Source organism: Phytohabitans flavus (assembly GCF_011764545.1).
In the GTDB taxonomy this organism is placed as follows: Bacteria; Actinomycetota; Actinomycetes; order Mycobacteriales; family Micromonosporaceae; genus Phytohabitans; species Phytohabitans flavus.
This window is the reverse complement of the sequence record NZ_AP022870.1, coordinates 9,546,293-9,567,017: the sequence shown is the minus strand read 5'-3', so window position 1 is coordinate 9,567,017 and position 20,725 is coordinate 9,546,293. Positions and strand designations below refer to the sequence as shown.

The 20,725-nt window shown below is 71.4% G+C and carries 13 protein-coding genes and 1 pseudogene; 5 read left to right on the top strand and 9 right to left on the bottom strand.

Translation table 11 applies throughout. The features are described 5' to 3' along the window. Positions 1–11 precede the first annotated feature (11 nt). Positions 12–2,825 (bottom strand): leucine--tRNA ligase, encoded by a 2,814-nt coding sequence (leuS, locus tag Pflav_RS42590; protein ID WP_173042113.1) that lies wholly within the window; start codon positions 2,823–2,825, stop codon positions 12–14. 341 nt (positions 2,826–3,166) lie between these two features. Here leuS and Pflav_RS42585 point away from each other — a divergent pair, with 341 nt between their 5' ends. From Pflav_RS42585 to Pflav_RS42575, 3 genes are read left to right on the top strand one after another with little or no spacing between them, the layout of a single operon-like run. Continuing rightward, positions 3,167–4,225, top strand: coding sequence for an AAA family ATPase (locus tag Pflav_RS42585; RefSeq protein WP_173042112.1), 1,059 nt, complete (start codon positions 3,167–3,169; stop codon positions 4,223–4,225). A 2-nt stretch (positions 4,226–4,227) separates the two neighbouring features. Next, a complete protein-coding gene (locus Pflav_RS42580; protein ID WP_173042111.1) occupies positions 4,228–5,538 on the top strand; it encodes a DUF58 domain-containing protein in 1,311 nt (436 codons plus the stop codon). A gap of 47 nt (positions 5,539–5,585) precedes the next feature. Then, positions 5,586–8,045: a transglutaminase TgpA family protein gene (locus Pflav_RS42575; protein WP_173042110.1), complete on the top strand. Its 2,460-nt coding sequence runs from the start codon at positions 5,586–5,588 to the stop codon at positions 8,043–8,045. A 485-nt stretch (positions 8,046–8,530) separates the two neighbouring features. On the opposite strand, the gene Pflav_RS42570 is transcribed toward Pflav_RS42575, so the two are convergent. The 6 genes from Pflav_RS42570 to Pflav_RS42545 form a co-directional block, all read right to left on the bottom strand. Beyond that, the gene (locus tag Pflav_RS42570) at positions 8,531–8,914 is read right to left on the bottom strand and encodes a DUF3040 domain-containing protein (RefSeq protein ID WP_173042109.1); all 384 of its coding nucleotides are present in this window, start codon (positions 8,912–8,914) and stop codon (positions 8,531–8,533) included. 380 nt (positions 8,915–9,294) lie between these two features. Further along, positions 9,295–10,536 carry a DNA polymerase IV gene (locus Pflav_RS42565; RefSeq protein WP_173042108.1) on the bottom strand — a complete coding sequence of 414 codons (1,242 nt, stop codon included), beginning with the start codon at positions 10,534–10,536 and terminating at the stop codon, positions 9,295–9,297. A 9-nt stretch (positions 10,537–10,545) separates the two neighbouring features. Then, on the bottom strand, positions 10,546–11,697 hold the full coding sequence (locus Pflav_RS42560) for an alkaline phosphatase family protein (protein WP_173042107.1): 1,152 nt from the start codon (positions 11,695–11,697) through the stop codon (positions 10,546–10,548). Beyond that, on the bottom strand, positions 11,694–12,434 hold the full coding sequence (locus Pflav_RS42555; RefSeq protein ID WP_173042106.1) for a methyltransferase domain-containing protein: 741 nt from the start codon (positions 12,432–12,434) through the stop codon (positions 11,694–11,696). The genes Pflav_RS42560 and Pflav_RS42555 overlap by 4 nt, the downstream gene beginning before the upstream one ends. Before the next feature lie 127 nt (positions 12,435–12,561). Further along, positions 12,562–12,813 carry a hypothetical protein gene (locus Pflav_RS42550; RefSeq protein ID WP_173042105.1) on the bottom strand — a complete coding sequence of 84 codons (252 nt, stop codon included), beginning with the start codon at positions 12,811–12,813 and terminating at the stop codon, positions 12,562–12,564. Continuing rightward, positions 12,789–13,760, bottom strand: a complete 972-nt coding sequence (locus tag Pflav_RS42545; RefSeq protein ID WP_173042104.1) for a hypothetical protein — start codon at positions 13,758–13,760, stop codon at positions 12,789–12,791. Before Pflav_RS42545 ends, Pflav_RS42550 begins: the two co-directional genes overlap by 25 nt. 42 nt (positions 13,761–13,802) lie before the next feature. On the opposite strand from Pflav_RS42545, the gene Pflav_RS42540 reads away from it, so the two are divergent. Further along, a complete protein-coding gene (locus tag Pflav_RS42540; RefSeq protein ID WP_173042103.1) occupies positions 13,803–14,225 on the top strand; it encodes a hypothetical protein in 423 nt (140 codons plus the stop codon). A 152-nt stretch (positions 14,226–14,377) separates the two neighbouring features. Then, the gene (locus tag Pflav_RS42535) at positions 14,378–16,492 is read left to right on the top strand and encodes an MMPL family transporter (protein WP_173042102.1); all 2,115 of its coding nucleotides are present in this window, start codon (positions 14,378–14,380) and stop codon (positions 16,490–16,492) included. 173 nt (positions 16,493–16,665) lie between these two features. Here the strand turns inward: Pflav_RS42535 and Pflav_RS42530 are convergent, their stop codons facing one another. Continuing rightward, on the bottom strand, positions 16,666–17,283 hold the full coding sequence (locus tag Pflav_RS42530) for a hypothetical protein (protein ID WP_173042101.1): 618 nt from the start codon (positions 17,281–17,283) through the stop codon (positions 16,666–16,668). Positions 17,284–17,387: 104 nt separating this feature from the next. Next, positions 17,388–20,714 (bottom strand): annotated as a pseudogene (locus Pflav_RS42525) (error-prone DNA polymerase). Between the last annotated feature and the right edge of the window lie 11 nt (positions 20,715–20,725).

Genomic DNA, 20,725 nt, shown 5'->3' with positions numbered 1-20,725 from the left:
GAAGAGCTGGGTCACACCACGATGCTCACCATCCGGCCGGGCACCACGATCACCTTGCGCGGGTCACGCCCGCCCAGGTGGTCGCCGACCGCGGCCAGCGCCGCCTCGCGTACCGACTGCTCCTCCGCGCCCGCCGCGACCTCGACCCGTCCGCGGACCTTGCCGTTGACCTGCACTGGGTACGTGACCGAGTCGGCCACCAGCAGCGCCGGGTCGGCGACCGGGAAGTCGACGTACGCCAGCGAGCCCGAGTGGCCCAGCTTCTGCCACAGCTCCTCGGCGACGTGCGGGGCGAACGGCGACAGCATCAGCACCAGCGGCTCGGCCACCTCGCGCGGCGCGGCCGGCAGTGGCGTCACCGTGTTGGTCAGCTCGATCAGCTTGGCGATCGCGGTGTTGAACCGCAGCTCGTCCATGTCGTTGCGGACGCCGTCGATCGCCTTGTGCAGCGCCCGGCGGATCTTTTCGTCGGCCGGCTCGTCGACCACCCGGGTCGCCCCGGAGTCCTCGTCGACCACCAGCCGCCACACCCGCTGCAGGAACCGCTGCGAGCCGATCACCGCCCGCGTCTCCCAGGGGCGGGAGACGTCCAGCGGGCCCATCGCCATCTCGTACACCCGGAAGGTGTCCGCCCCGTACGCCTCGCACATCTCGTCCGGAGTCACCACGTTCTTCAGCGACTTGCCCATCTTGCCGTACTCGCGGAAGACCTCCAGGCCCTCGTAGAAGTACTTGCCGTCGCGCTCCTCGACCTCCTCGGCCGGCACCACGACACCCCGCGCGTCGCGGTACGCGTACGCCTGGATGTAGCCCTGGTTGAACAGCCGCCGGAACGGCTCGAACGACGAGACGTGACCCAGGTCGAACAGCACCTTGTGCCAGAAGCGCGCGTACAGCAGGTGCAGCACCGCGTGCTCCATCCCGCCGATGTACAGGTCGACGCCACCGCAGTCACCGGGAAACTGCGGGCCCAGCCAGTACTTCTCGACCTCGGGGTCGACCAGCGCCTTGTCGTTGCGCGGGTCCAGGTAGCGCAGCTCGTACCAGCAGGAGCCGGCCCACTGCGGCATCGTGTTGGTCTCCCGGGTGTACCGCTTCGGGCCGTCGCCCAGGTCCAGCTCCACCTCGACCCACTCCGTCGCCCGGGACAGTGGGGTCTCCGGGTTGGACTGGGCGTCGTCCGGGTCGAACGTACGCGGCGAGAAGTTGTCCACTTCGGGCAGTTCGACCGGCAGCATCGACTCGGGCAGCGCGATCGGCAGGCCCGTCTCGTCGTACACGATCGGGAACGGCTCGCCCCAGTAACGCTGGCGGCTGAACAGCCAGTCGCGCAGCCGGTACGTCACCGCGCCCGACCCGACGCCGTGCGACTCCAGCCAATCGATGATGACGGCCTTGGCGTCCGCGACGCCCATGCCATCCATGAAGCCGCTGTTCACCGCCGGGCCTTCCCCGGTGAACGCCTTCCCGTCGAAGTCGGCCGGCGGCTGCACGGTCCGGACGATGGGCAGCTCGAAGACCTCGGCGAACTCCCAGTCGCGCACGTCCTGGCCGGGCACCGCCATGATGGCGCCGGTGCCGTAGCCGGCCAGCACGTAGTCGGCGATGAAGACCGGGATCGGCTCCTCGTTGACCGGGTTCGTCGCGAACGCCCCGGTGAAGACGCCGGTCTTCTTGCGGCTCTCCGCGGTCCGCTCCTCGTCGGTCTCACCCGCGATGGCGGCCCGGTACGCCGCTACGGCCTCGGCCGGCGTCGCGTGGCCGCCGGTCCACTTTTCCCGGGTGCCGGCCGGCCACCGCTCCGGGACCAGCGCGTCGACCAGCTCGTGCTCGGGCGCCAGCACCATGTACGTCGCGCCGAACACGGTGTCGGGTCGGGTGGTGAAGACCCGGACCGGGTCCACATCGGTGGCGAACTCGATCTGCGCGCCGGTCGAGCGGCCGATCCAGTTTCGCTGCATCAGCTTGACCGGCTCCGGCCAGTCCAGCGTGTCCAGATCTTCGACCAGGCGGTCGGCGTACGCGGTGATCCGCATCATCCACTGCTTCAGGCTGCGTTTGAAGACCGGGTAGTTGCCGCGCTCGCTGCGCCCGTCCGGCGTGACCTCCTCATTGGCCAGCACCGTGCCCAGGCCGGGGCACCAGTTGACCGGCGCCTCGGAGGCGTACGCCAGGCGGTGGTCGTCGACGATCTGGCGCCGCTCGACACTCGACAGCTCACTCCACGGGCGACCGTCGGGCGTGGGGCGTTCGCCGGCTTCGAACGACGAGATCAGCTCGGCGATCGGACGGGCCTTGCGCCGCTCCGGGTCGTACCAGGAGTTGAAGATCTGCAGGAAGATCCACTGCGTCCACCGGTAGTACTCGACGTCGGTCGTGGACACCCACCGGCGGCTGTCGTAGCCCAGGCCCAGCCGGCGCAGCTGCTCGCGGTAGCGCTTGACATTCGCCTCGGTGGTGATCCGAGGGTGGGTACCGGTCTGCACCGCGTACTGCTCAGCGGGCAGTCCGAAAGCGTCGAAACCCATCGGGTGCAGCACGTTGTAGCCGGCCATGCGCTTGTAACGCGTGTACGAGTCGGTGCCGATGTACCCCAGCGGGTGGCCGACGTGCAGGCCGGAGCCGGACGGGTACGGGAACATGTCCTGCACGTGCAGCTTCGGCGCGGCGGCGCGCGGGTGGCCGGCGTCGGCCAGGTCGCCGCTCGGATTCGGCGCGTCGAACGTGCCGTGCGCCTCCCAAAAGTCCTGCCACCGCACTTCGATCTCGCCAGCCAGCTCGGCCGTGTATCGGAAGCGTGGAATGTCCGCAGCCTCTTCGCTCATTTTTCTACCTCCAGGGCCATTCTCGTCAGGGCAAAGCCGAGCCCGCTCGCCGGGGCGAGGCTGGGGGGCTGCGAAGGGGCACAAAAATGCCCCTCTCGCAGGAGGGGCTGCCGCGCTGTCGACCGGGGGCGTCGAGGGCGCGGCTAGGTAAGAAGCAGGAAGGCCCTGGCCATGACGGCAGTGTACTACGCGGCCATCGTGACCGACTCGGCGAATTCCACCGACAGGGCTAGCCTGTGCACATGCGGGTGGTCCGTCACATCCCGGCCTGCACTCCCGCGAACCTTCCGGCCACCCTTGCGTATCTATAAGGGAAGCCGTGGTAAACGAGGAGGAGGCCCGTGACACAACCATCCTGGGACCAGCTTGGCGGCCCACTGTCGGGCGCGGAGTTCCGTGCCGCCAGTGACGCCATCGTGGCCAACATCGAGCAGGTCATCGAAGGCAAGACCGCTACGGTGCGCCTAGCGTTGGCCGTCCTGCTGGCAGAGGGCCACCTCCTGATCGAGGATGTCCCCGGTGTCGGTAAGACCAAGCTCGCCAAGGCCCTGGCCCGGTCGATCGACTGTTCGGTGCGGCGGATCCAGTTCACCCCCGACCTGCTACCCAGCGACGTGACCGGCGTCAGTGTCTACAACCAGGAAACCCACGACTTCGAGTTCAAGCCGGGTGCCGTTTTCGCCAACCTGGTGGTCGGCGACGAGATCAACCGGGCCTCGCCGAAAACGCAGTCCGCGCTCCTGGAGAGCATGGAGGAGCGGCAGGTCACCGTCGACGGTACGACGTACGAGCTCCAGACGCCGTTCATGGTGATCGCGACGCAGAACCCGATCGAGATGGAGGGCACCTACCCCCTCCCCGAGGCGCAGCGCGACCGGTTCACCGCCCGGATCGCGATGGGCTACCCCGATCCGGGTGCCGAGCTCGCGATGCTCGACGTGCACGGCACCAGCGACCCGATCGTCGCGCTCAAGCCGGTCTCCGACGCCTCCACCGTCCGCCGCCTGATCGCGACGGTACGTGAGATCCACGTCGCCGACGCCGTGAAGCAGTACGCGGTAAACCTCGTGACCGCCACCCGTGAGGCGCCCGACCTGCGGCTCGGCGCGTCCCCCCGGTCAACCCTCCAGCTGCTGCGCACCGCCCGCGCGGTCGCCGCGCTCGAAGGGCGCGACTACGTGCTCCCCGACGACCTACAGACGCTGGCCGTGCCCGTGATGGCGCACCGCATCATCCCCACCGCGGACGCGCAGCTCGCCCGGCGCACCACCGACGCGATCATCGCGGACATCGTGCACCGGCTCCCGCTCCCCCACGAGCGGCAGCAGCGCTCGCCGTACGACACCCGGCCACCGTCGACCGGCGACGGGCGCGCCCAGTACGACCAGCGGAGGGGCTGACAGTGCGGGAAGCGCTGCGCGGGCTGACGACGCGCGGCCGGTCGTTCCTGGCGGCGGCGGCCGCGGCCGCCGTCTCCGCCGTCATCCTGGGCGAGAAGGACCTGCTACGGGTCGCGGTCCTGCTGGCGATCCTGCCGCTGCTGGCCGCCGCGTACGTGGGCCGCAGCCGCTACCGGCTCGCCTGTAGCCGGGCGCTGGAGCCGCACCGCGCCCCGGTCGGTGCCAGCGCCCGCGTGGTGCTGCGCCTCCAGAACATGTCCCGCCTGCCCACCGGCACGCTGCTGCTGGAGGACCGCCTGCCGTACGCGCTGGGCAGCCGCCCGCGGGTGGTCCTCGAGCGGCTCGGCGCGCGCCAGGCCAGCTCGGTGGCGTACACCGTACGTGCCGACGTGCGCGGCAAGTACGAGGTGGGCCCGCTGGTGGTGCGGCTGACCGACCCGTTCGGGCTGTGCGAGCTGACCCGCTCGTTCCCGAGCGTCGACCGGCTCACCGTGATCCCGCAGGTGCACCCGCTGCCCACCGTCCGCCTCGCCGGCGAGTACGCGGGCGCGGGCGACAGCCGGGCCCGCTCGGTGGCCGTGCACGGCGAGGACGACGCGGCTACCCGGGAGTACCGGCGCGGCGACGACCTGCGGCGCGTGCACTGGAAGTCGACCGCGCGCACCGGCGAGCTGATGGTGCGCCGCGAGGAGCAGCCCTGGGAGAGCCGGGCCACGGTCGTGCTGGACACCCGGCAGTACGCCCACCGGGGCGAGGGCCCCACGGCCAGCTTCGAGTGGGCGGTCTCGGCGGCGGCCAGTATCGCGGTCCACCTGCGGCAGGCGGGGTACAAGCTGCGGCTTGTCACCGACACCGGCATCGACGCCGAGGCGGCCGAGGGCGGCGAGGGGATCCTGCTCGACCACCTGGCCGACGTACGGCTGGACAAGCGCGGCGACGTGGGCCAGCTGGTCGAGGCGGTGCGGAGGCGCTCCGACGGCGGTCTGGTGATCGCGCTGCTCGGCACGCTGACCGGCGCCGAGGCCGAGCTTCTGGCCGGGCTGCGGAGCAACAACACGACCTGCCTGGCGTTCCTGATCGACTCCTCGACGTGGCTCAACCTGCCCGCGGAGAGTCGGATCGAGGCGGGCCGGGCGCACGGCGCGGCCGCGCTGGGCTTGATGCGCAGCGGCTGGCGTGTGGTGGGCGTATCCCACGGTGCGAAGCTGCCCGCGCTCTGGCCGCAGGCGGCCCGCGGATCTCAGGGCTTCGCGGTGCGGGCGACGATGGCGGAGACGGTGGGCATCAGCCCCGCCGAGGGCCGGCGGGGCTAGGTAGCTGGGCGATATCGGGCTCGCGGGCCCGGGAAGGTTGGGTAGCTGTGCGTGATCGGCACCTGGGGTTCGTCGCCGCGGCGGCCACGCTCCTCGCGGCCGCTCCACTGTCGACGATCTTCGAGCGGTGGACCTGGCTGATCCAGTGCACGGTGGCGGTGGCACTGATCGCCGGCGCCGCCACACTGGCCCGCTCGCTGCGCGCCCCGGTGTGGGCCCAGCTGCTCGGCATGATGGCCACGCTGATGCTGGTGCTGACGCTGATGTTCTCCAGCGGCGAGGAGCTGCTGGCGATCATCCCCATGCCCGGTACGTTCGCCCACTTCGGCCAGTTGATGAACTTCGCCGTCGAGGACATGCGCTCGTACGGCGTGCCCGTACCCGACCGGGTGGGCCTCCAGTTCCTCACCGTGCTCGGCGTCGGCTCGGTGGCCATCCTCGTCGACCTGCTCACCGTCGGTGTGCGCCGCCCCGCGCTGGCCGGCCTGCCGATGCTGGCGATCTACTCGGTGCCGGTGGCCGTGTACACCGACAGCGTCCACCCGCTCCCCTTCGTCGTCGGCGCGGTCGGCTTCCTGTGGCTGCTTGTCGCGGACAACGTCGACCGGGTACGGCGCTTCGGCCGCCGCTTCACCGGCGACGGGCGCGACGTCGACGTGTGGGAGCCCTCACCGCTGGCCGCGGCCGGCCGCCGGCTCGCCGTGGTGGGTGTCGCGCTCGCCGTACTGCTGCCGCTGGCGGTGCCCGGCATGACCACCGGCCTGCTCGCCAACTTCGGCGCGGGCGGCTCGGGCCCGGGCGGCAACGGCCGGGGCAACGGCGGGCGGGTCGACCTCTTCGCCAACCTGAGCGGCGAGCTCCAGCAGGGCAAAGAGCGCGACATGCTCAAGGTCACCACCAACGACCGCACGCCCCAGTACATCCGGTTCGGCGTCGCCGACGAGCTGACCGACCAGGGATTCCGCAACGGCCAACGGAAGTCCAGCAGCCGGCTCAGGGACGGCCTGCCCGCCTTCCAGGAGCCGGGCGTGGCGGGCGTGAGCACCGACCGGTACCGGGCCAGGATCGAGGTCACCGAGGACTTCGACATGGGCCTGCTGCCGATCTACCCCACGCCGGTGGGCATCGAAAACTTCAAGGGCACCTGGTTCTACGACAAGAACCAGCAGGTCGTGTACTCCAGCGGATCTTCCGCCCGCAACCAGGAGTACACAGTGGAGTACATGCGGACGTCGTACAGCGCGACCGCGCTCCGGCAGGCCGAGCCGCTGCCGGCGGACTCCGCCGAGGTCAAGTTCTACACCGCGATGCCGCAGAACGAGCGGGTGCAGGAGCTTGTCGACGGTCTGGTTAAGGATAAAAGCCGGCCGTACGACCGAGTCCGGGCGATCTACGACTTCTTCTCCGTGAAGAACAATTTCTCTTACAGCCTCCAAACCGAGAGCGGTACCGGCGGCAACGCGATCGTCGACTTCCTTACCAACCGGCGAGGCTTCTGCCAGCAGTACGCCGCCGCGATGGCCTGGATGGTGCGGGCCGCCGGGATCCCGGCGCGGGTCGCGTTCGGCTTCAGCAGCGGCAACAACCGCCGCGACGGCGACGCGTTCACCCTGACCAACAAAAACCTGCACGCGTGGACCGAGGTGTACTTCGGCGAGACGTTCGGCTGGGTGCCCTTCGACGCCACGCCCGCGCAGTCCGTCGCCGGCTCGATCCGCTCCGACTACGCGCCGGACGTCGACGCCGCCCCCACGCCCGAGCCCAGCGCCACCGCGTCTGGCGGCCCGGCCCCCGACGTCACCGGTGGCGCCGCGGCTCCGCAGGAGGAGGGGAACGACTCGGCCGACCTCGGCGCCGGCTTCGACGCGGGCACGCCGACCGCACCCAGGTGGCCGTTGTACACGATCGGCGCGGTGATCCTGCTGATCGCCTTGCTGGCCATACCGGCCATGCGGCGCGGCATGCTCCGCCGCCAGCGGCAGTCGGCGGGCGGAGGAGTGTCCGCCGCCGCGGTGGGCGCGGACAGCGGCGGTGAAGGCCTCCGGATCGTGGTCACCGACGTGGCGGCGGCCGGACAGGCACGGGAGGACGCGCACGCCGCCTGGGCCGAGCTGCTGGACACGATGGTCGACTACCGGGTGCCGACCGACATGACCGAGACCCCCCGCGCCACGGCCGACCGGCTGATCCGCGACGACCTTGTCGAGGGCGCGTCGGCCGAGGCGGCGCGGCTGCTGGGGCGGGCCGAGGAGCGCGCCCGGTACGCCCGCGATCCGCTCCAGCCGGAACGGTTGGGTGACGGTCTCCGGACGGTACGGAAGGCGCTGGCGAGCCGGGCCGACCGCCGGACCCGGCTGGCGGCTCGGCTGCTGCCGCCGTCGGTGCTGCTGCGGTGGCGGCAGGCGATCGTGGAGAGCTCGATCCGTACGGTGCTGACGTCCGGCCGCATGCGCGACGGGCTGATGAGGTGGAGCCCGCGCCGCCTGCTGACCCGCCCGTCCCGCTAACCCTCGACCACCACCGGTCGGCGCGCGCCGCCCAAGCTTCGGAGCGGCGCGCGCCTCCCGAGATCCGTGCGCCGCCTGACTTTGGGCGGCCGCGCGCCTCACGGCGTCTGGGGGTCGGGTCGGTCCCGTCCAAGATCTTCTGCGGGACCCACTCCAAGGCGAAGATCTGAGCTACCGCGACGCCCGCCGTGGTCCAGACCGCTGCTCCCGCGGCCTCACCCTCCGCGGTTTCACAAACCAACCCCGGCCACCCGGCCGGCGATGCGGCCGCAGCCCGCACAGCTCCGAAAGGTGGATCTAGTCGAGTTCTTGTCGTTGGGGCGGCAGAAAGTCGACAAGATCTCTACCGCGGGCGCGGGCATGCGGCGATGGCCGCTGAACGAGAGACGCCTCGCCTAGGCCGGGTCAGGGCTTGGCGAGGGAAGCGGCGAAGATCCGGAGTTTCGGGGCAGGGTTCAGCGGCGGACCGTCTGGCGGTGGGTTGGTCAGCGGTGGCCTTCGGGCCGTTGCCGCCACCTCTCCTCTAGCCGGTCGATGAAGGACATCCGGCGGCCGCGGGTGCGGCGGGATGTGCTGCCTCCCACGACGCGGAGGTCGGGCGACTGTGCCTTGCGGTGCGAACGCATCGCGAACGCCGCGGCGCTGAGCATGACCACGAACCCCGCTACGCCGAGCAGGGTCAGCTCTGTAACCGTGCCGTAGACAACCAACGCGAGACCGACCGCGATCACGCCGACAGCGAGCAGCAGACGACGCCGCGCGTGGAAGCGCGGGTCACTGGCGCGCACGGCCGAGGCGAACTTCGGATCCTCGGCCAGCGACTGCTCGATCTGCTCGAACAGCCGCTGCTCATGCTCAGAGAGCGGCACGGCACTCCTCCCCGGTCACGTAGGCCGGCCCGGGCGGACCGACAGACCGTGGCAGCCAAACTGACTGCTTACCCGCCAGTCTACGAGGGGGTTCGCGGCTCGGAAAGCGGGACGACCCATGGCCTGAGTGATTTTCGGTCCACCGCAGGTCACCGGCGCGCAGAAAGCAGGTCACCGGCCGTCTGAAATGCCAGAGTAAGGCCGGGGAGAGTCGGAAAGCGGACATGCCCGCCCGCTCACCCGCCCTTCCGCCGCGCGCGGGAGGCTGCTCGTCCGCACTCAGGCCGGACGCGGCGGCCACTCACCCGCCGCGAGCGGACCGGCAACTCACCCCGCCCTCCACCCGCACGACCAGGCGCTTCAGGCTGGATGAGCAGGCGTCAGGCTGGAGGGGCGGGCTCGGTCGGGCGGAGGAGGCTCGCCGGGCGGATCATCGCGCGGCCGAACTTGGCGGCGGCGGCGTCCGCGGCGGCCTCGGCCTCGCGCCAGCCGTGCTCGGGCTCGCCCAGCGTGGGCTGTCTCGGGGTGGCGCCGGCCTGGGCCAGGCCCTCCACCCGCACCCCGACCAGGCGGATCCGGTCGCCGGGGCGCAGCGCCTCCCACAGCGCCCATGCCGTGTCGAACACCTCGCGCGCCACGTCGGTCGGGCCGGGCAGCGTGCGGGAGCGATTGACCGTGCGGAAGTCAGCCAGCCTGACCTTGATGGAGACCGTGCGGCCAACCTGGCCGGAGCGGCGCAGCCGGGCGCCGGTCTTTTCGGATAGCGAGAGCAGCGCGCGGCGGATAACGGCGGGATCGGCCACGTCTGTGTCGAACGTCACTTCTGCCCCGATCGACTTGTCCACCTGCTCGGGCGTCACCCGGCGCGGGTCACGCCCCCAGGACAGCTCGTGCAGGTGGGCGGAGGCGGCCTCGCCGAGCGCGCTCCGCAGCAGGCCGACCGGTGCGCGGGCGACGTCCTCGACGGTGCGCAACCCGAGGCGGCCCAGCGTCTCGGCCGCCCGCTCGCCGACGCCCCAGAGTGCGGCAACCGGCAGCGGGTGGAGGAACTCCAGCACCTGGTCGGCCGGCACCACGATCAGCCCGTCGGGCTTGGCCCGGGTCGAGCCGAGCTTGGCCACGAACTTGGTCGGCGCCACCCCCACCGAGCAGGTCAGCCCCAGCTCACCGTGCACCCGGGAGCGGATGAGGCGGGCGATGACGGCGGGCGGGCCGAGCAGCCGCCGCGCGCCGGCCACGTCGAGGAACGCCTCGTCCAGCGACAGCGGCTCGACCAGCGGCGTGACGTCGCGAAAGATGCCCATCACGGCCCGGGACGCCGCCGTATAGGCGCTGAAATCGGGCGAGATGAACACCGCGCGGGGGCACAGGGCCCGGGCGCGGGCGGTGGGCATCGCGCTGCGAACCCCAAACTCCCTGGCCTCGTAGCTGGCGGAGCTCACCACACCACGCGGGCCGATCCCGCCGACCACGACGGGCCTGCCCCTCAGCGAAGGGTCGCGGTGCACCTCGACCGACGCGTAGAACGCGTCCATGTCGACGTGGAGGATGGGGCTGGCGCTGTCGTCGCCCTCCGGCCCGAAGCGCGAATCGCCGCGCGGCACCGCCTGGCTTCGACCCATGCTCGCAGGCTAGACCGCCCGTACGACAATCAGCGGGACCATCATCTCGGTCGCCGTGTACGAGCCGTGGTAGGCGACGAGCTTGGCCACCGTCTCCGGCTCGCGGGCGGTCGCGAGCACCGCGCTGAGGCCGTGACTGATCACCACGACGTCGCCGATCCGGCCGAGGTGGGCCTCGGGCACCGGCCCGAACCAGCCGGCCTCGACCACCTCCTCGCGCGGCGCCACCCACGCGTCCCCGCCGAGCACCTCCCGCCACGCGGCCACCACATCGTCGCGCGCGCCCCGGAGCGTGTGGAGGTACCGCACCCGCGGCTCGCCGGCGACAAGGCGGAGCCCGGCGCTGAGGCGGGGGTCGGCATCGACGTCGTACCGCCCCTCGCCGGGCACGTCGAGCTGCCCGTGGTCGGCCGTGACCAGCAGCGCCGTGTCGGCCGGCAGGCCCTCGACGAGGCGGGCCAGCAGCCCGTCGAACTCGGAGATCGCCGCCCGCCACTCCGGCGAGTCCACGCCGAACCGGTGCCCCGCCATGTCGACCGTCGGGTGGTAGCCCACCACCAGCGCCCGCCGGCCGTCCGCGAGCCCGTCGAGCATGCCGGCGACCAGCGCGTCCACGTCGGGCGCCGCGCGGTAGTCGCCGCCGCGCCAGGCGGCGAGGGTGAGGCCGGTGCCCGCGTACTCGGGGCGGCTCACCATCGTCACCGCCACGCCGGCCGCCCGGGCCACCGCCAGCCTGCTCGGCACCGGCTGCCACACCTCCGGGTCGGGGTCGTCCCACCACTGCGTGTGGTTGAGCACCCGGTCGGTCCCTGGCACGTTGACGGTGAAGGCGAGCAGGCCGTGCGCCCCAGGCGCGGCTCCCGCGCCGATCGACGTGAGGCCCGCCGGCGTCGTCGACGGAAAGACCGAGGTCAGGTCCGTGATCACGGGCGTCACGTCGGCGAGTGTCGGTGCGTGCGGGGTCGCCAGGGGGATCTGGTACGACCCGAGTCCGTCCACCACGAGCACGGCGATCCGCCGTACGCCGTCGAGCCGCGCGGTAAGGCCGAGCGCATCCGGCGCCGCCGGGACACCGAGCACCGCGAGCGCGCTGGGCAGCAGCTCGGTGAGGCTGGCCCGCCCGTAGGCCGGCCGCACGATGTCGAGCGGACCGGGGCTCACGAACTCGGGCGGCGGGCGAAGAGGTGCAGCTGCGCGGCGATGTCCCGGTACGGCGGATGGGCGGCCGCCGCCAGCTCCAGGTCGACCACAGCCTGCGGGTCGCCGTCGGCCACCGCCGCGGGCAGGAGGTCGGCGAGGACTCGTACCCCATGGATCTCGGAAACGTCGAGCCCGGCGGCGCGCAGCAGCGCGACGGCCGTGTCCGCGTCGTAGCGCCGCCGCAGCGTGTCCCTGGGCCCGGCGCAACCGTGCCGGTCGGCGAGGAGCGCGGCGGCGCCGGCGAGGTTGCCGTTGACCGCGCGGCTGAGCACCGCTGCGGCCTTGCCGGCGACGAGCACGCTGGCCGCTCCGCCCGGTCGCAGCGCCGCGGTGACCGCGGCCACCACCCCGGCCGGGTCGTCGACGACCTCGAGCACGGCGTGGCACAGCACCAGGTCGGCGGCGCCCGGCTCGACAAGGCCGGCGAGCGCGTCACCGTCGCCCTGCACAGCCTGTACCCGATCGGCGACCCCGGCCTCCGCGGCCCGGCGGGTCAGCGCGGCGAGCGCGTCAGGGCTGGCGTCGACCACCGTCACCCGGTGGCCGTCCTCCGCGAGCGGCACGGCGAACCCGCCGGTGCCGCCCCCGACATCGAGCACGGTGAGCGGGCGGCCGCCCTGCCGCTCGATTTCGCGGCGCAGGGCCGCCCAGACGACGGCGGTGCGTGGCCCGCTGCGCTGCGCGCGGGTCAACTCCATGCCAACCCCGCTATCCCGCTCATGGGCGCAGCCTATGCCAGGGGGTCGCATCACAGGTGGCGGAGCCCCACGGCCTCCGCCACCAGGCTGTCCACTGTAATCGCGGGTGACGAGCAGGGAGCATCGATCAGCCGCGGGCGAGGATCTGGCCGACCGCGGTGGCCTTGTCGCCGAGCATGGCGCGCAGCCGCAGCGCGATCTCCTCGGGGTCGTCGGCGGCGGCGAACGCCTGCACGACCTCCTCGGGCACCGTGTCGATGCTGCCCTGGAGGCTGCTCAGATCCTTCTGGAGCTGCGCCTTGGTGGCCTCGTCGACGTTGCCGACCGCGGTGGTGAGGGCCTTGACCGCGCCGGTCACCCAGGCCGCCCACAGATGCATCGGCACCCTGCCATCGCCGTTGGGGTTGGGAATGCCGGCGGAGAGCACCCAGTGGGTGTCGCGAAGCTGCTGCGCCTGCTGGGGGTCATCTCGTTGTACTCCGATCTACCTTGCCAGGCCGCGAGGGACTCCCCGCGCAGTACGGACAGGACTCCGTCGAGTGCGGACCAGTCCTCACAGAACTGCCTGATGATCGATAGGTGGATGTGCCACAGATGTGTCTCGTCGCGACCCGGGTCGGGGCCGGCGTCCGCGCCCACGCCGAGCGGCCGGCCGCCAGTGAGCACGTAGCAGTAGACGTTGCGGCCGTCCTTGGTGCCGATGAACTCACGCAGCACCGGCCCGCGCGGGGTGTACAGGCGCGGGTCGCGGGACCGGGCGGCGCTGTCCAGCCGTCCCGTGTACTTGCGCATCGCGGCGTCGGACAGGCTCAGGTCGAGCGCCGCGGCCATCACGCCGGAGCCTTGGCGGTCGGCGGCGACGTCGCGGACCGAGTAGTCCGAGGAGGGCAGGGCGTTGCGGTAGTTGTGGTAGCCGGGCTTCGCCGCGTACACCCCGCCGAGCAGCGCGGAGGGCTCGAAGCGGTCGAAGTCGCTCCACAGTCGCCAGATCGCGGCGGAGATGCGGCTCGGGTTGGGGTTGGCGGCCAGGACGGTGAGCTCGTCAACCTCCGCCGCAGCCTCCCGCGCCGCACTGGCGGCCAGCCCCGGCGCCTCGGCCCCGATGGGCAGGGCGAGCACGTCGTACTCCGCGCCGATGGCGTAGCCCCAGGCGAGCGCGTCGGTGAGCGGCTGCGCCTCCGGGTCGCGGATGTGGAAGGCGTCGTCGCGCCAGTCGTAGAACCACGCCCGCGCGGTGGGCTTGTCACATAGAAGGAACCCGCTGGGGTTGCGAATTGTCCTCGTCTGACCGTCCAGCGGGCCGCCGTGGCAGCGTCCCTCTCGCACGGTGCGGCTCCCTTCCTCAACGGGGGCTCGTAGGGTCGGGCCATGACCAGCGACGATCAGGCAAAGTGGCGCCAGGATAGGCGCCACGCGGTCACCGTACACGCCGAGGCCGAAGCGCGCCGCAGGGCGGTGGAGGTCTCGCAGGCACGGGCGCTGGTGGCCGACTTCGTCCGCCGGGCGCGCGAGCGGGGCCTGCCGACCGAGCCGCTGGTGGCACGGGCGTACAGCGGCGGCGGGCGGTACCGGACCGGCCTGCGGGGCTGGTATCTGAAAGCCGACAGATCGATGGCCGTCGCCGAAGATGGGGCCTTCTACCTGCTCGCCGTGCCGGCCAGCCTGCGGGCCCGGCTCACCGGTGTCACCCTGCGGGCGGACGACCCACCGCTCGTGGTCGGCAAAGGCGGACGGGATGGTGAGTCGATCCCCCTCGCCACCCTTCTCGAACGGGCCCTGAGCAGGGACTAGTACACATCCGCGAGGTTTCCGGAAGCGGACATGTACGTCCGGCGTCCCCTAGGGGTATCAGGCGCGGAAGCCGGTGCGTAGCGACGATGTGCGGCCGGTGCGGGTCGGCACAACATATAGCCGGATCGCAGGGCGTGTTCCACGGGGGATTCATGACCAGAGACATCGCGGGGCTGTTCACCGGCCGCCGGACGAAGTACCTCATCATCGTGTTCTGGCTGGTCGTGGTCGCGCTCGCCGGGCCGCTCTCCGGCCGACTGACCGGCGTGGAGGACAACGAGGCCCAGTCCTGGCTGCCGGGCAGCGCCGAGTCGACCCAGGTGCTCAAGAAGCAGGCCGCCTTCACCTCGCCGGACGCGCTGCCGGCGGTGGTCGTCTACGAGCGCTCGTCCGGGCTGACCAGCGCCGACAAGGCGAAGATCACCTCGGATGCGCAGAAGTTCGGGCAGCTCCCTGACCTCGAGGGCCCGGTGCCGGGCCCGGTGTTCTCGCAGGACGGGCAGGCGGCCCAGATCTTCGTACCGATCAACCTCGGCCCCGAGGGCTGGGACCGGGCCGGCACGCTCGTCGACTCGATGAGAGCCACCGCGGAGAGTGGCGCCAACGGGCTGGACATACATATCACCGGGCCCGCCGGCAGTGCCGCCGACTCGGCCGCCGCCTTCGAGGGCATCGACAGCACGCTGCTGCTCGCCACGGTCGCCGTGGTCGTGGTGATCCTGCTGTTCACGTACCGGAGCCCGGTGCTCTGGGTGCTCCCGGTCATCTCGGCCGGAGTGGCGCTCACCTGCGCCCAGGCCGTGATCTACCTGATCGCCAAGTACGGCGGCCTCACCGTCAACGCGCAGAGCGCGGGCATCCTGACGGTACTCGTGTTCGGCGCCGGCACCGACTACGCGCTGCTGCTCGTCGCCCGATATAGGGAAGAGCTGCGCCGGCACCACGACCGGCACGAGGCGATGACGGTCGCCCTGCACCGCGCCGGCCCGGCGATCATCGCGAGCGCGGCGACCGTGGCGATCGGCATGATCTGCCTGCTCTTCGCCGAGACAAACTCCACCCGCGGGCTCGGCCCGGTCGCCGCGATCGGCATCGTCGTCGGCCTCGCGGTCATGCTCACGCTGCTCCCGGCGCTGCTTGTCACCGTCGGCCGGTGGATCTTCTGGCCGGTAAAGCCGAGGGAGGGCTCGGTCGAGCCGACCACGCGTGGCCTCTGGGCCAAGGTCGGCACCCGCATCGCCCGCGCGCCGCGGACCACCTGGATCACCACCAGCGTGGTGCTGGCGCTGCTGGCGATCGGGCTGGTCCAGCTCAACGCGACCGGCCTGACCAACAAGGAGTCGTTCCGCGGCAACCCGGACTCGATCCAGGGTGAGGAGGCGCTCGCCCGGCACTTCCCGGCCGGCGTCGGTACCCCGGTCGCCGTGGTCAGCAACGAGGCGGAGGCCGGCGCGGTGCGCACCGCGTTCGCCGGCACCCCGGGCATCGAAGCCTCGTCGGTGACCCAGCCCGCGGTCCGCGGCGGGATCGCGTACATGGAGGGCACGCTCACCTCGCCGCCAGACAGCCCGGCGGCGTACGACACGATCGACAGAGCGCGAGATCGGGTACACGCGGTGCCCGGCGCGGATGCCCAGGTCGGCGGCCAGACAGCGGTCAACCTCGACCTCCAGAGAGCCGCCCGCCACGACCGCAACCTGATCATCCCGATCGTGTTGCTCGTGGTGCTGGTGATCCTCGGCCTGCTGCTGCGCGCGATCGTGGCGCCGCTGATACTCGTCGCGACCGTGGTGCTCTCCTTCGTCGCGGCGCTGGGCGTGAGCGCGCTGTTCTTCCGGCACGTATTCGGGTTCGGCGGCGCCGACAGCTCGCTGCCGCTGTTCGTCTTCGTGTTCCTCGTCGCGCTCGGCATCGACTACAACATCTTCCTGATGACCCGGGTGCGCGAGGAGACCCCGCGCCACGGCACGAAACGGGCCGCCCTCATCGCTCTGGCCGCGACCGGCGGCGTGATCACGTCGGCGGGCCTCGTACTCGCCGGTACGTTCGCGGTGCTGGCCACGCTGCCGCTGACGGCATTCGCGGAGATCGGGTTCGCGGTGGCGTTCGGCGTCCTACTCGACACGATCGTGGTGCGCGCGGTGCTGGTCACCGCGCTCAACCTCGATCTGGGCCGGCACATGTGGCACCCGAGCAAGCTGGCGAAAGTCCCCGACGACCTTCCGTCGACACGCGAGCCGGAGCCAACCTCCGCCGCGCGCTACTAGGTCCTGTCTCCTGGATCTCGCCTCGCTCCACCGAGATCCAGGAGTAGGCCCCAGGCCATAAGACAAGAGATTCACACGATCTGAGCTACCGCGATGTCCGCGGTGGTCGCGGGAGCAGCGGTCCGGACCACCGCGGACATCGCGGTAGCCCAAATTTCCATCCCCGAGTGGAGTTAGTTGCTCTCGCCGGCGACCGGGATGGGGCGGCTGGCGGCCGGAAGCAGGCGGGCCATCGCCCGGTTGTGCACGAGCGCGAGGCCGTTGACCGCGACGAACACGCCCATGTAATAGAGCATCGCGACATCGGCGAATGGCGATGAGAACGCGGCCTGATATGGGGCGAGTCGCGCATTTTCCGGAATGCGGTGCAGGGCTACGGCGCCGACGCCGAGCAGGCCCAGGTAAACGGCGAGCGACACGATGACAACGACCAACTGGATCCGCCACCACCGAATGGCGGTGCGCTCGGTCACGCGGCGGCGCATCAGATGGGCGGCCATAACCACGAGAATTATCGATTCGAGCAGGAGCAGCACAATAGTGGTCACCCAGATTTCGCCGGCCATAACGCGCATCAGCGCCATCTGGGCCCACTCGAACGCGTCGTGATTGTCGCCACAGGAGGAGAGCTCCTCGCACTGTGCCCGGGTGTAGTCGGCGTCCGCGCTGCTCACACCAAATGTGATGCGGGCGTGGCCGGCCGCGAACCGCGGCAGGTAAACGAGGAGAAAAAACAGCCAGAAGAGGTACTTGGCACCGACCAGGAATAGCGTCCTGTCACGCATCGCCACCAGGATTTCTGTGATGTCGCATTCGCCTTGCCACGGGCCCGTGCCAGATTGACACAACGAAGTAGCGCAACAACCACCACTGTCGGAATACCGTCCGACGCGTATCACCGGAAATCGCGTGACGCCGGACTCACTGGCGGTGTGATGGGGTCGAGCCGATCAGCAGTCAGATTGATCACACCGTCGTGCTTTTCCAGCCGCCCCCGCACGATCAGCGCGGCACTGTTGCGGGCCACCTTCCGGTACCGCTGCCACAGCCCCGGCGAGCAGGTCACGTTGAGCATGCCGGTCTCGTCCTCGAGGTTCATGAACGTGATCCCGCCCGCGGTCGCCGGTCGCTGCCGGTGGGTGACGAGGCCGCCGACGCGTACCCGGGTGCCGCCGTCGATCTGCCCCAGCCGCGCGATCGGCACCGCGCCGGCCTCCTCGAGCTGGGCGCGGATGAAGCGGGCCGGATGGCTCTCCGGTGACAGGCCGGTGGCCCACACGTCCGCGACGAGGCGCTCGACCGCATCCATGCCGGGCAGCGCGGGCGCCGGGTTGGGGCTGGTACCCGTACCCGGGAGGCGGTCGGGCCGCTCCTGGGCCGCGGCGCCGGCCGCCCACAGCGCCTCGCGGCGGGACAGCCCGAAGCCGGCGAACGCGTCCGCGGTGGCCAGCGCCTCCATGTGCGCGGCGCTCAGGCCGACCCGGCGGGCCAGGTCGCCCATGTCCCGGTACGGGCCGGCGCCCTCCCGCTCCTCCTCGATCCGCTCGGCCAGGTCGTCGCCGATCGTGCGCACGTAGGACAGCCCCAGCCGGACGGCCGGGCCGCCCATCCCCCACTGGTGCGGCGGCTCGCCCTCCTCGCTGCCCCACCGGGTGTCCGCTGTGTACTCGAGCTTTGCCTTGGCCCCACTGAGGTTGACGTCCGGCCGGCGCACCTCGACGCCGTGCCGCCGCGCGTCGTCGACAAGCGTCTGCGGCGAGTAGAAGCCCATCGGCTGGGCGTTGAGCAGCGCGGCGAGGAACGGCCCCGGGTGGTAGCGCTTGAGCCACGAGCTGGCGTACACGAGGTAGGCGAAGCTGATCGCGTGGCTCTCCGGGAAGCCGAAGCTGGCGAACGAGGAGAGCTTGAGGTACACGTCGTCGGCGATCGCGCCGGTGATGCCCCGCTCGGCCATGCCGGCGTAGAGCCGCTCCTTGAGCGCGGCCATCCGCTCGTCCGAGCGCTTCGAGCCCATCGCGCGGCGCAGCTGGTCGGCCTCGGAGCCGTTGAAGCCGGCCACGTCGATGGCGAGCTGCATGAGCTGCTCCTGGAAGAGCGGCACACCCAGGGTCTTGGCGAGCGCGTTGGCCATCGCGGGATGTGGCGGGTCCGGGGTTCAAGACCTTTCTTGCGCCGGATGTACGGGTGTACCGAGCCGCCCTGGATCGGCCCCGGCCGGATGAGCGCGACCTCGACGACAAGGTCGTAGAAGCACTCCGGCTTGAGCCGCGGCAACGTGGCCATCTGGGCGCGCGACTCGACCTGGAAGACGCCGACGGAGTCCGCTCGGCACAACATGGCGTAAATCTCGCGATCGGTCAGGTCCATCCCGCTCAGGTCGAGATCCTCGCCGATCATGTCGCACGCGTACCGGAGCGCGGAGAGCATGCCCAGCCCGAGCAGGTCGAACTTGACCAGCGCGACCGCCGCACAGTCGTCCTTGTCCCACTGAAGGACTGTGCGGTTTGCCATCCGCGCCCACTCCACCGGGCACACGTCGATCACCGGCCGGTCGCAGATCACCATGCCGCCGGAGTGGATGCCCAGGTGCCGAGGAAACGTCTGTAGCTCGTTGGCGAACTCCACGACCTGTCCGGGGATGTCGTCGACGTCGACCTTCGCGATGCTCCCCCACCTGTCGATCTGCTTGCTCCACGCGTCCTGCTGCCCCGGCGAGAAGCCGAACGCCTTGGCGATGTCGCGCACCGCCGACCGCGGCCGGTACGAGATCACGTTGGCGACCTGGGCGGTGTGCTCCCGGCCGTACTTCTCGTAGACGTACTGGATGACCTCCTCGCGCCGGTCCGACTCGATGTCGACGTCGATGTCCGGCGGACCGTCCCGCTCGGGGGCGAGGAAGCGTTCGAAGAGCAGCCTGTGCTGTACCGCGTCGACGTTGGTGATGCCGAGCGCGTAGCAGACCGCCGAGTTGGCCGCCGAGCCCCGCCCCTGGCAGAAGATCCGGTTGCGATGGCAGAAGTCCACTATGTCGTGGACTATCAGGAAGTAGCCGGGGAAGCTCAGCTCGCCGATCATCTTCAGCTCGCGGTCCAGCTGGAAGTACGCCTCCGGGGCCGCCTCCCGTGGGCCGTACCGCCGCAGCGCCCCTCCATCGTCAGATGGCGTAGCCAGCTCATCTCGTCGTGGTCCTCCGGAAGCTTCCACTTCGGCAGGTTGGGCGCGACGAGCTGGAGGTCGAAGGCGAGCTCGCGGCCCAGCTCCGCGGCCTGGGCCACCGCACCCGGGTACGCCGCGAACCGGGCCGCCATCTCCTCCCCGCTGCGCAGGTGCGCGGTGGCCGCGGCGGGCAGCCACCCGTCGATCTCGTCGAGGCTGCGCCGGGCCCGTACCGCGGCGAGGGCGGTGGCCAGCCGGCGCCGCCTGGGCGTGGCGTAGTGCACGTTGTTGGTGGCCACAGTGGACAGTCCCACCGCGGTGGCCAGCTCGGCGAGCGCGTCGTTGCGGTCGCCGTCGGCCGGGTCGCCGTGGTCGGTCAGCTCCACCAGCACGCGCTCGGGGTCGAACGCCGCCACGAGGCGGTCCAGCTCCGCGCCCGCCGCGGCCATCCCGCCGATCCGCAGCGCCGCCGGTACCGTGCCCTTGCGGCACCCGGTCAGCACGACGACGTCCTTCAGGGCCGCTCCCAGCTCCTCGATCGACGGGTAGACCGGACGTCCCTTCTCCTTCCCCTGAGCTGGGCCTGGCTCACGGTGCGGGCGATCTGGGCGTACCCCTCCGGGCCGCGGGCCAGCACCAGCAGGTGCCGCCCGACCGGGTCGGGCTCGCCGTTCTGCGGGCCCGGCAGGCCGAGCGAGAGCTCCGCGCCGAAGATCGTGGGCAGCTGGTGCGCGCGGGCCGCCTCGGCGAAACGCACCACACCGTAGAACCCGTCGTGGTCGGTCACCGCGAGGGCGGTCAGCCCCAGCCGGGCCGCCTCCTGGGCCAGCTCCTCCGGGTGGCTCGCCCCGTCGAGGAAGCTGAAGTTGGTGTGGCAGTGCAGCTCCGCGTACGGCACGGTGCCCTCGGCACGGATGAGCGCGGGCCCCTCGTACGGCGGCCGCTTGCGGCTCCAGGCCGGCGAGTCGCCGCCGTCGGCGTCCACGGCCAGCGGGTCCACCACGGGCCTTCCGGAGAGCACCCGTTCCATCTCCGCCCACAAGCGGACGGGGTTGTCAAAGCCCACGCGAGGCCTCC

What these genes read in the sequence shown, in the direction of transcription:
- leuS (WP_173042113.1), bottom strand. Translation starts at nt 2,825, where the DNA reads ATGAGCGAAGAGGCTGCGGACATTCCACGCTTCCGATACACGGCCGAG.
- Pflav_RS42565 (WP_173042108.1), bottom strand. Translation starts at nt 10,536, where the DNA reads ATGGGTCGAAGCCAGGCGGTGCCGCGCGGCGATTCGCGCTTCGGGCCG.
- Pflav_RS42555 (WP_173042106.1), bottom strand. Translation starts at nt 12,434, where the DNA reads ATGGAGTTGACCCGCGCGCAGCGCAGCGGGCCACGCACCGCCGTCGTC.
- Pflav_RS42550 (WP_173042105.1), bottom strand. Translation starts at nt 12,813, where the DNA reads ATGCATCTGTGGGCGGCCTGGGTGACCGGCGCGGTCAAGGCCCTCACC.
- Pflav_RS42540 (WP_173042103.1), top strand. Translation starts at nt 13,803, where the DNA reads ATGACCAGCGACGATCAGGCAAAGTGGCGCCAGGATAGGCGCCACGCG.
- Pflav_RS42535 (WP_173042102.1), top strand. Translation starts at nt 14,378, where the DNA reads ATGACCAGAGACATCGCGGGGCTGTTCACCGGCCGCCGGACGAAGTAC.